The sequence below is a fragment of the Bacillus sp. S14(2024) genome, from assembly GCF_050473785.1.
Lineage (GTDB): Bacteria > Bacillota > Bacilli > Bacillales > Bacillaceae_G > Bacillus_A > Bacillus_A yunxiaonensis.
Genome location: NZ_JBFLUP010000005.1, coordinates 1 through 11,901 on the forward strand (window position 1 = coordinate 1; position 11,901 = coordinate 11,901).

At 41.5% G+C, this 11,901-nt stretch carries 5 protein-coding genes, 2 tRNA genes, 2 rRNA genes and 1 pseudogene; all 10 read right to left on the minus strand.

All coding sequences use genetic code 11. The features are described 5' to 3' along the window. Positions 1 to 2,285, minus strand: a 23S ribosomal RNA gene (locus AB1279_RS00230); the annotation flags it as partial. A gap of 72 nt (positions 2,286 to 2,357) precedes the next feature. Beyond that, positions 2,358 to 2,433: transfer RNA gene (locus tag AB1279_RS00235), tRNA-Ala, on the minus strand. Between the two features lie 10 nt (positions 2,434 to 2,443). After that, a tRNA-Ile gene (locus AB1279_RS00240) sits at positions 2,444 to 2,520 on the minus strand. 129 nt (positions 2,521 to 2,649) lie between these two features. Beyond that, a 16S ribosomal RNA gene (locus AB1279_RS00245) occupies positions 2,650 to 4,200 on the minus strand. Positions 4,201 to 4,433: 233 nt separating this feature from the next. Continuing rightward, on the minus strand, positions 4,434 to 6,899 hold the full coding sequence (gene gyrA / locus AB1279_RS00250) for a DNA gyrase subunit A (RefSeq protein WP_429757457.1): 2,466 nt from the start codon (positions 6,897 to 6,899) through the stop codon (positions 4,434 to 4,436). A gap of 91 nt (positions 6,900 to 6,990) precedes the next feature. Next, entirely contained in the window at positions 6,991 to 8,913 is a 1,923-nt protein-coding gene (gyrB, locus tag AB1279_RS00255) for a DNA topoisomerase (ATP-hydrolyzing) subunit B (protein WP_429757458.1), read from the minus strand. A gap of 38 nt (positions 8,914 to 8,951) precedes the next feature. Continuing rightward, positions 8,952 to 10,078 (minus strand): annotated as a pseudogene (recF, locus tag AB1279_RS00260) (DNA replication/repair protein RecF). A 12-nt stretch (positions 10,079 to 10,090) separates the two neighbouring features. Next, the gene (yaaA, locus tag AB1279_RS00265) at positions 10,091 to 10,303 is read right to left on the minus strand and encodes a S4 domain-containing protein YaaA (protein ID WP_098310159.1); all 213 of its coding nucleotides are present in this window, start codon (positions 10,301 to 10,303) and stop codon (positions 10,091 to 10,093) included. A gap of 122 nt (positions 10,304 to 10,425) precedes the next feature. Then, on the minus strand, positions 10,426 to 11,571 hold the full coding sequence (gene dnaN / locus AB1279_RS00270) for a DNA polymerase III subunit beta (RefSeq protein WP_429757459.1): 1,146 nt from the start codon (positions 11,569 to 11,571) through the stop codon (positions 10,426 to 10,428). Positions 11,572 to 11,751: 180 nt separating this feature from the next. Then, a partial coding sequence (locus AB1279_RS00275) for a helix-turn-helix domain-containing protein (RefSeq protein ID WP_429757460.1) occupies positions 11,752 to 11,901 on the minus strand: 150 nt, incomplete at its 5' end.

Genomic DNA, 11,901 nt, shown 5'->3' on the forward strand with positions numbered 1-11,901 from the left:
AGGCGACCGCCCCAGTCAAACTGCCCACCTGACACTGTCTCCCGGGTCGATAAGACCCGTAGGTTAGAATTTCAATACAGCCAGGGCGGTATCCCACCAGCGCCTCCACCGAAGCTAGCGCTCCGGCTTCAAAGGCTCCCGCCTATCCTGTACAAGCTGTACCAAAATTCAATATCAGGCTACAGTAAAGCTCCACGGGGTCTTTCCGTCCTGTCGCGGGTAACCTGCATCTTCACAGGTACTATAATTTCACCGAGTCTCTGGTTGAGACAGTGCCCAAATCGTTACACCTTTCGTGCGGGTCGGAACTTACCCGACAAGGAATTTCGCTACCTTAGGACCGTTATAGTTACGGCCGCCGTTTACTGGGGCTTCAGTTCAGAGCTTCGCTTGCGCTAACCCCTCTCCTTAACCTTCCAGCACCGGGCAGGTGTCAGCCCCTATACTTCGCCTTACGGCTTCGCAGAGACCTGTGTTTTTGCTAAACAGTCGCTTGGGCCTATTCACTGCGGCTTTCCGTTAAGAAAGCACCCCTTCTCCCGAAGTTACGGGGTCATTTTGCCGAGTTCCTTAACCAGAGTTCTCTCGCTCACCTTAGGATTCTCTCCTCGCCTACCTGTGTCGGTTTGCGGTACAGGCACCTTTTATCTCGCTAGAAGCTTTTCTTGGCAGCGGGGAATCAAAGACTTCGCTCCATAAGGAGCTTCCCCATCACAGCTCAGCCTTCACGGTAAGCGGATTTGCCTACTTACCAGCCTAACTGCTTGGACGTGCACAACCAATCGCACGCTTCTTCTATCCTTCTGCGTCCCTCCATTGCTCAAACGATAAAGAGGTGGTACAGGAATATCAACCTGTTGTCCATCGCCTACGCCTGTCGGCCTCGGCTTAGGTCCTGACTAACCCTGAGCGGACGAGCCTTCCTCAGGAAACCTTAGGCATTCGGTGGACGGGATTCTCACCCGTCTTTCGCTACTCATACCGGCATTCTCACTTCTAAGCGCTCCACCAGTCCTTACGATCTGACTTCACAGCACTTAGAACGCTCCCCTACCACTGATACCATAGGTATCAATCCGCAGCTTCGGTGGTGTATTTAGCCCCGGTACATTTTCGGCGCAGAGTCACTCGACTAGTGAGCTATTACGCACTCTTTAAATGGTGGCTGCTTCTAAGCCAACATCCTAGTTGTCTAAGCAACTCCACATCCTTTTCCACTTAATACACACTTTGGGACCTTAGCTGGCGGTCTGGGCTGTTTCCCTTTTGACTACGGATCTTATCACTCGCAGTCTGACTCCCAAGGATAAGTCATTGGCATTCGGAGTTTGACTGAATTCGGTAATCCGATGGGGACCCCTAGTCCAATCAGTGCTCTACCTCCAAGACTCTCACACTTGAGGCTAGCCCTAAAGCTATTTCGGGGAGAACCAGCTATCTCCAGGTTCGATTGGAATTTCTCCGCTACCCACACCTCATCCCCGCACTTTTCAACGTGCGTGGGTTCGGGCCTCCATTCAGTGTTACCTGAACTTCACCCTGGACATGGGTAGATCACCTGGTTTCGGGTCTACGACCACGTACTAAACGCCCTATTCAGACTCGCTTTCGCTACGGCTCCGCCTCTTCAGCTTAACCTCGCACGGGATCGTAACTCGCCGGTTCATTCTACAAAAGGCACGCCATCACCCGTTAACGGGCTCTGACTATTTGTAGGCACACGGTTTCAGGATCTCTTTCACTCCCCTTCCGGGGTGCTTTTCACCTTTCCCTCACGGTACTGGTTCACTATCGATCACTAGGTAGTATTTAGCCTTGGGAGATGGTCCTCCCGGATTCCGACGGAATTTCACGTGTTCCGCCGTACTCAGGATACATTCAAGAGGGAACGAAGTTTCAACTACAGGGTTGTTACCTTCTATGACGAGCCTTTCCAGGCTGCTTCGTCTACCTCGTTCCTTTGTAACTCCGTATAGAATGTCCTACAACCCCAAGAGGCAAGCCTCTTGGTTTGGGCTAGATTCCGTTTCGCTCGCCGCTACTCAGGAAATCGCATTTGCTTTCTCTTCCTCCAGGTACTTAGATGTTTCAGTTCCCTGGGTCTGTCTTCTTTACCCTATGTATTCAGATAAAGATACCATACCATTACGTATGGTGGGTTTCCCCATTCGGAAATCTCCGGATCAAAGCTTACTTACAGCTCCCCGAAGCATATCGGTGTTAGTCCCGTCCTTCATCGACTCCTAGTGTCAAGGCATCCACCGTGCGCCCTTTCTAACTTAACCAAAAATTAAAAAATATGAGCTACACTGTTATCTAGTTTTCAAAGAACATATTCGCTATATAAAATAGCTTTATGGTGGAGCCTAGCGGGATCGAACCGCTGACCTCCTGCGTGCAAGGCAGGCGCTCTCCCAGCTGAGCTAAGGCCCCGTAATTTGTATGGTGGGCCTAAATGGACTCGAACCATCGACCTCACGCTTATCAGGCGTGCGCTCTAACCAGCTGAGCTATAGGCCCATACAAAACACAAGAATAATTTATATCATATTCTCTTTTAAGAGTCAATACTTTTTTGAACTCTCAAAACTAAACGAAAACAAAACACGGAAACTTTATTGATGAACAGCGTTCATCAATTCTCCATAGAAAGGAGGTGATCCAGCCGCACCTTCCGATACGGCTACCTTGTTACGACTTCACCCCAATCATCTGTCCCACCTTAGGCGGCTGGCTCCAAAAGGTTACCCCACCGACTTCGGGTGTTACAAACTCTCGTGGTGTGACGGGCGGTGTGTACAAGGCCCGGGAACGTATTCACCGCGGCATGCTGATCCGCGATTACTAGCGATTCCAGCTTCATGTAGGCGAGTTGCAGCCTACAATCCGAACTGAGAACGGTTTTATGAGATTAGCTCCACCTCGCGGTCTTGCGACTCTTTGTACCGTCCATTGTAGCACGTGTGTAGCCCAGGTCATAAGGGGCATGATGATTTGACGTCATCCCCACCTTCCTCCGGTTTGTCACCGGCAGTCACCTTAGAGTGCCCAACTTAATGATGGCAACTAAGATCAAGGGTTGCGCTCGTTGCGGGACTTAACCCAACATCTCACGACACGAGCTGACGACAACCATGCACCACCTGTCACTCTGCCCCCGAAGGGGAAGCCCTATCTCTAGGGTTGTCAGAGGATGTCAAGACCTGGTAAGGTTCTTCGCGTTGCTTCGAATTAAACCACATGCTCCACCGCTTGTGCGGGCCCCCGTCAATTCCTTTGAGTTTCAGCCTTGCGGCCGTACTCCCCAGGCGGAGTGCTTAATGCGTTAACTTCAGCACTAAAGGGCGGAAACCCTCTAACACTTAGCACTCATCGTTTACGGCGTGGACTACCAGGGTATCTAATCCTGTTTGCTCCCCACGCTTTCGCGCCTCAGTGTCAGTTGCAGACCAGAAAGTCGCCTTCGCCACTGGTGTTCCTCCATATCTCTACGCATTTCACCGCTACACATGGAATTCCACTTTCCTCTTCTGCACTCAAGTCTCCCAGTTTCCAATGACCCTCCACGGTTGAGCCGTGGGCTTTCACATCAGACTTAAGAAACCACCTGCGCGCGCTTTACGCCCAATAATTCCGGATAACGCTTGCCACCTACGTATTACCGCGGCTGCTGGCACGTAGTTAGCCGTGGCTTTCTGGTTAGGTACCGTCAAGGTGCCAGCTTATTCAACTAGCACTTGTTCTTCCCTAACAACAGAGCTTTACGACCCGAAGGCCTTCATCGCTCACGCGGCGTTGCTCCGTCAGACTTTCGTCCATTGCGGAAGATTCCCTACTGCTGCCTCCCGTAGGAGTCTGGGCCGTGTCTCAGTCCCAGTGTGGCCGATCACCCTCTCAGGTCGGCTACGCATCGTCGCCTTGGTGAGCCGTTACCTCACCAACTAGCTAATGCGCCGCAGGTCCATCTATAAGTGACAGCCGAAGCCGCCTTTCAATTTCGCACCATGCGGTGCAAAATGTTATCCGGTATTAGCCCCGGTTTCCCGGAGTTATCCCAGTCTTATAGGCAGGTTACCTACGTGTTACTCACCCGTCCGCCGCTAACTTCTTAAGAGCAAGCTCTTAATCGGTTCGCTCGACTTGCATGTATTAGGCACGCCGCCAGCGTTCATCCTGAGCCAGGATCAAACTCTCCAATAAAGTTTGTCTAGCATCATAAATAAAAATTGACGTTTCACGTTGTTTGTTTCGTTTAGTTTTCAAAGTTCAACGTCGCGTTTTAGCGACCTTTATAATATAACATAACACTTTGTTTTCGTCAACAATATCTTTTAATATTTTGTTTCCTTGAATTGCTGACTCTGCTTATTATATAGATTTTCTATACTATATGCAAGTCCTATTTACAAAAAAAATAAGGGAGACATTCTCCCTTATTCTTCTTCACTTCCTTGATTCTCTTCTTCATCTTCTTTTTGTGCTTTTGCTACTGTCGCTACTTCCTGATCGTCCTCTAAACGAATTAAACGAACACCTTGCGTATTACGTCCCATTTGAGAAATTTGGTCAACTGGCATACGAATTAATACACCTGCTGCTGTAATCAGCATAATATCTTCTTCGCCATGTACAGACTTAAGAGCAATTAACTTACCATTTTTATCTGTAATATTACATGTTTTAAGACCTTTACCACCGCGACTTTGTAAACGATATTCCTCAACTGGAGTACGCTTACCATAACCATTCTTCGTAACAATTAAAACATCCATATTTTCTTCTACAATTTCCATACCGACAACTTGATCTTCCTCGCCAAGTGTAATAGCTTTAACACCCGCTGCATTACGTCCCATTGAACGGACATCTTCTTCATGGAAACGAATTAACATCCCATTACTCGTGCCAACAATCATATCTTTTTCACCTGTTGTTAAGCGAACGGAGATTAATTCATCTTCTTCACGAAGAGAGATAGCAATTAGACCGTTATTACGAATATTAGCAAATGAGGAAAGCGGCGTTCTTTTTGCAATACCGTATTTTGTTGTAAAGAATAAAAATTGATCATCATTAAATTCTCGAATTGGGATAATCGCATTTACCCATTCACCTTTATCCACTTCTAATAAGTTAATAATCGGTATACCTTTTGCTGTCCGGCTATATTCAGGAATTTCATATCCTTTCGTACGGTATACTTTCCCCTTATTTGTGAAGAATAAAATGTGATCATGTGTAGATGTTGTTAATAGCTGTTCTACAAAATCATCATCGTTTGTCCCCATACCCTGAACTCCACGTCCACCACGATTTTGCGTTTTGTACGTAGAAGCTGGCAATCGTTTAATATAACCATTATGAGTTAGAGTTATTATAATGTTTTGTTCCGGAATCAAGTCTTCATCTTCAATGGCTTCCATGCCGCCAATTGTAATTTCCGTTCTTCTTGTATCATTAAAACGTTCTTTAATCTCTTCTAATTCTTCACGGATAATCTCAAGAACCTTCTCTTCATCTGCTAGGATTGCTTTTAACTCTGCAATCAATGCAAGTAACTCTTGATATTCTTGTTCGATCTTCTCACGTTCTAATCCAGTTAAACGTTGCAAACGCATATCTAAAATCGCTTGCGCTTGCTTCTCGCTTAAACCAAAACGCTCCATTAATCCTTGTTTCGCAATTTCTGCTGTTTTCGAGCTGCGAATTAGATTAATAACTTCATCAAGATGATCTAGCGCAACACGTAACCCTTCTAAAATGTGAGCACGAGCTTCTGCTTTCTCTAATTCATATGCAGTACGTCTACGAATAACAACCTTTTGATGCTCAAGATAATAATATAAACATTCTTTTAAATTTAATACTTTTGGCTCTCCATTTACAAGAGATAGCATATTAATACCAAAGCTTGTTTGAAGTGCTGTATGCTTGTATAAGTTATTTAGTAACACATTGGCGTTTGCATCACGGCGCACTTCCATGACGATACGCATCCCATTTCGATCTGATTCATCGCGTAAATCTGTAATACCATCAATCTTTTTATCACGAACAAGCTCCGCAATTTTCTCAATTAACTTCGCTTTGTTTACTTGATACGGAAGCTCAGTTACAATAATAGATTGCTTTCCGTTTGCCTTCTCTTCAATCTCGACTTTCGCACGAAGCATAATTGTGCCGCGTCCCGTTTCATAAGCTCTTCGAATGCCGCTTCGACCAAGGATTTGACCAAATGTAGGAAAATCTGGTCCCGGAATATACTCCATTAATTCACCAATTGTAATCTCTGGATTACGACTTAACGCTAATACTCCATCAATTACTTCCCCAAGCTGATGCGGAGGAATATTTGTTGCCATCCCAACCGCAATACCAGTTGTACCATTTACTAATAAGTTAGGAAAACGAGCTGGTAATACAATCGGTTCTCGTTCAGAACCATCGTAGTTATCTTGATAATCAATTGTATTTTTCGTAATATCACGCAATAGCTCCATAGAAATTTTGGACATTCTTGCCTCTGTATAACGCATTGCCGCTGCTGAATCTCCATCGATAGAACCAAAGTTCCCATGGCCGTCTACTAACATATATCGTTGGCTAAAGTCTTGCGCCATTCGTACCATTGTCTCGTATACCGCTGAGTCACCATGCGGATGATACTTACCAATTACTTCACCGACAATACGGGCTGATTTCTTATACGCCTTATCAGCAGTAATCCCTAAGTCATTCATTGCATATAAAACCCTGCGGTGTACAGGTTTTAGCCCATCTCGAACATCTGGCAGTGCACGAGATACGATAACGCTCATCGCATAATCTAAAAACGAGGTACGCATTTCCTGGCTAATATTAATTTCTCGAATTCGGCCTTGTTGTTGGTTGTCTGACATCAACCAGCACCTCCTCATTACATTTCCGATCGATATATCATGTTCATTTATACGTAGAAGACAGGAATACTCCGATTCCTGTCATCATTCATTAAATATCAAGGTTTTTCACATATTTTGCATTTTCTTGGATAAAGTTACGACGTGGTTCAACTTTATCACCCATTAAAATTTCAAACGTTTCATCTGCTTCGATTGCATCTTGAAGCGAAACTTGAAGAAGTGAACGTACTTCTGGATCCATTGTTGTTTCCCATAGCTGCGCTGGATTCATTTCTCCAAGACCTTTATAGCGTTGAATACCTGGTTTCGGCTGTTTCGGAAGCTCCGCTAATATATTTTCAAGTTCTCTATCATTGTAAGCATACTCAACTCGCTTACCTTGTTGCACTTTATATAATGGCGGTTGTGCAATATATACATAACCGTGCTCAAGAATTTGACGCATATAACGATAGAAGAATGTTAATAATAGGGTACGAATATGAGCACCGTCGACATCAGCATCAGTCATAATAATAACTTTATGATAACGCGCCTTTTCAATATCAAAGTCTCCGCCAATACCTGTACCAAGCGCAGTAATAATTGTACGTACCTCATCGTTTGATAAAATTTTATCTAAACGAGCTTTTTCGACGTTAATAATTTTCCCTTTAAGCGGTAAAATTGCTTGGAAATGACGATCTCGGCCTTGTTTTGCTGAACCACCCGCTGAATCACCCTCTACGATATAAATTTCACTAATAGAAGGATCTTTAGAAGAACAATCTGCAAGTTTTCCTGGTAAGCTTGATACTTCTAGCGCACTTTTTCTGCGTGTTAATTCACGAGCCTTTTTCGCTGCTACACGTGCACGTGCTGCCATCGTTCCCTTATCTACAATTTTTCGAGCAACATTTGGGTTTTCAAGTAAAAACTTTTCAAATGCTTCAGAGAAAACTGATTCCGTAATTGTTCTCGCTTCGCTATTTCCAAGTTTTGTTTTCGTTTGCCCTTCAAATTGCGGATTTGGATGTTTAATGGACACAATAGCCGTTAAACCTTCACGAACATCTTCACCTGTTAAATTACTATCAGCATCTTTTAAAATATTATTTTTCCGACCGTAATCATTAATCACACGTGTTAATGCTGTTTTAAATCCTACTTCATGCGTACCACCTTCATACGTATGAATATTATTTGTAAATGAATAAATGTTAGTTGTATATCCTTCGTTATATTGAAGAGCAACCTCAACTTGAATTCCATCTTTTGAACCTTCTACATATACTGGTTCTTCATGTATTGGTTCTTTAGAGCGATTTAAATGCTCAACATAAGACTTAATTCCGCCTTCATAATGGAATTCTTTCTTTTGTTTATGCTCACGTTTATCTTCAATTGTTAATTTAATATCACGATTTAAAAATGCTAGCTCTCTTAAACGAGTTGCTAATGTATCAAACTCATATACAGTTGTTTCAGTAAAAATTTCTGCATCTGGCTTGAAGCGCGTTATTGTTCCTGTATGATCTGTATCTCCAATTACTTTTAAATCCGCAACTGGTATACCACGTTCATACTTTTGATAATGGATTTGCTCGTCACGATGAACAAATACTTCTAATTCCGTTGATAATGCGTTCACGACAGAAGCACCTACACCATGTAAGCCCCCAGAAACTTTATAACCGCCGCCGCCGAATTTACCACCTGCATGAAGAACCGTCATAATAACCTCTACAGCTGGACGACCCATTTTCTCATGCATCCCAACTGGAATACCACGACCATTATCTTTTACTACAATACTGTTATCTTCTTCAATAGAGACATTAATTTCATCACAATACCCTGCCAATGCCTCATCAATACTGTTATCAACAATTTCCCATACAAGGTGATGAAGACCTTTTCCACTTGTTGAACCAATGTACATTCCCGGACGTTTCCGAACTGCTTCTAGTCCTTCTAAGACCTGTATTTGGCTTTCATCATATGCATTCTCTTGTATTTGTTTTTGTTCCATTGACACAAAGATCACCTACTTTTCCATTTAGACAGAAGCTATTTGTCTTCTTCTCCACAATCCACTGTGCCGTTCGTTACATGAATTGTTTTTGCTTGTTTTAATGTATCATGCTCAATTCCATCAACACTTGTCGTTGTCACAAACGTTTGCACCTTTCCTTGAATCGTATTAAGCAGATGTGATTGCCTATAATCGTCTAGTTCCGATAACACATCATCTAATAAAAGGATTGGATATTCGTTAACTTCTGAATAAATCAATTCGATTTCAGCTAACTTTAGGGAAAGTGCGGTCGTTCGTTGTTGCCCTTGCGAACCAAAGACTTGAACATTTTTACCATTAACGAAGAATTGTAAATCGTCACGATGAGGCCCAATTAAGGTTGTGCCACGGAAGAGTTCACGTTGTTTCACAGATTGGAAACTTTCATAGTATACTTCTTTTATTTTCGACAAATCCATGGATTCTGATACATCAACACTTGGTTTATAGACTATTTCTAGCTCCTCAAGTCCTCTGCTAATTCCTCGATGGATTGGAGCTGCCCATTCTTGTAATAAACGTAAAAATTCAAACGTTTTTTTAATACTTTTACACCATGTTCAACGAGTTGAAGTGTAAACACATCTAACATAGCTTCATCATTTGGACTATTGCCTTGCATTTTTTTGAGCAAATGATTACGCTGTGTAAGAACTTTTTGGTATTGACTTAATTCGTACAAATATACAGGAGCTATTTGCCCAAGCTCCATATCTAAAAAACGTCTTCGTACTTGAGGACTTCCCTTTACAAGGTTTAAATCTTCAGGAGCAAACATAACAACATTCATTACGCCAATATATTGACTCAATTTTTGTTGCTCAAGTTGATTTAACTTTGCTTTTTTTCCTTTTTTGGAAATGTTTAGTTCTAAGGACAAAGAGTTATTTCGTTTTTGCAGTCTCCCTTTTATTCTACCACAATCTTCATCCCATCTGATAAGTTCACGATCATTAGAAGTTCGATGAGATTTAGCCATCGCTAATACATAAATCGCTTCCATCAAATTTGTTTTTCCTTGCGCATTTTCACCAATAATTACGTTTACTTTATCTTCGAAGGAAAGATCTAATTGCTCATAATTGCGATAGTTTTGTAAATGTAATTCTGTAATATACAAAGGGATCCCCCTTTATCCTTGAACTTGAAATGTTCCGATCCCCGGAATTTCAACAATATCATTTGTATATAATTTTCGGCCTCGTCTATTTTCAGGCTCTTTATTCACATACACTTCATACTCTTGTAAAAACCATTTTACCGCTCCGCCTGTATCAATCACGTCAGCCAGTTTTAAAAATTGTCCTAATGTAATATATTCTGTCGAAATTTGAATATGTTTCATACAAATCGCTCACTTTCTAAAAGTGTTCATTCTTTCATTGTACTAAATAAACAAGCATTAGGAAAGTAATAGGGAAAAATCAAAAGGGTTACCAGTACATCTACACTAGTAACCCTATCTTTTTAGTACGTACGTACTGGTAAAATTAATTGAGTAATGGAATCATCGTTCACTGTACGAATTAAAAATGGTCTCATTGCACCAGTAAAGCTAATTTTAATCTCTGTACTATCTAATGCTTTTAATGCATCCATCATATATTTTGCACTAAAGGAGATTTTTAACTCTTCACCTTCAATTTTCTCGCATTGAACTTCTTCTACTACTTTCCCGATTTCTGGAGAGTTCGATGAAATTTCTAACATTTGATCTTCTAAAGTTGATAATTTCACAACATTATTACGTCCATCTCTTGCTAATAAAGAAGCTCGATCAATTGCTTGTAAAAATTCTTTTGTATTTACAAAAATATCCGTTTTACTATCTGGTGGGATTAGTCTTGTTGTATCCGGATAGTTACCCTCTAACAGTCTAGAGAAGAATAATAAATGTTTCGTCCGGAATAACACTTGATACTCCGTTATAACAATATCTACCATTTCCTCTGATTCATCAAGAATTTTACTTAACTCATTTAAACTTTTTCCTGGAATAACAACATTTGCTTGAAATTCATTCGAAATAGTTTGTCCTGCAATTTTCGCTTTGCGCAGCGCCAAACGATGACTATCTGTTGCAATACAAATCAATTCGCTGTTATACACCTTCCAGTTTACACCTGTCAAGATTGGACGTGTTTCTGATGTAGATACAGCAAAAACAGTTTGACGAATCATATGTTTTAACAGATCTGTTGGAATTTGAAATACATGATGTTCTTCAATCTGTGGTAACAATGGATACTCAGCTGAGTCTAAACCATTTAAGTTAAACTCGGACTTTCCAGATTTTATTTTCGTCATAAAATGACTTTCGACAGAAATTTCAACTGTATCTTTCGGTAATTTTTTTACAATTTCACTAAAATATTTTGCTTGTAAAACAATACTTCCTGATTGTAGGACTTCTACAATTTCTTTTCCATCCTCTTCAATTGGAATAAAGGATTCGATCGATATATTAGCATCGCTACCCGTTAATGTAACACCTTCTTCATTTGCTACGATTTTAATCCCTGTAAGAATCGGAATTGTTGTACGAGAGGAAACAGCTTTCATTACATCTTGTACACTTCTGACAAGGTAATCTTTTTGAATTGAAAAATGCATAACGAAAACCTCCGGCAAATATAAAATTGATTTTATTTAATAATAATAAAAATTAGTAGTAATAGTAATAGGTCTTGTGGATATGTGGATAACTCGTTTAGAATACGGAAAAACAGTCTATCTACATGTGGATAGACTGTGTGTAAAATAAGGAAAGTTATTCACGTTATTCACATCATATTACTTTAAAATATCGTGAATCTCTTCAAGTTGCCTCTGTAATTGTGCATCCGTTTTTAACAGTTTGGAAATTTTTTCGTGTGCATGAATGACTGTAGTATGATCACGACCTCCAAACTCTTCACCGATTTTTGGTAAAGATGTATCTGT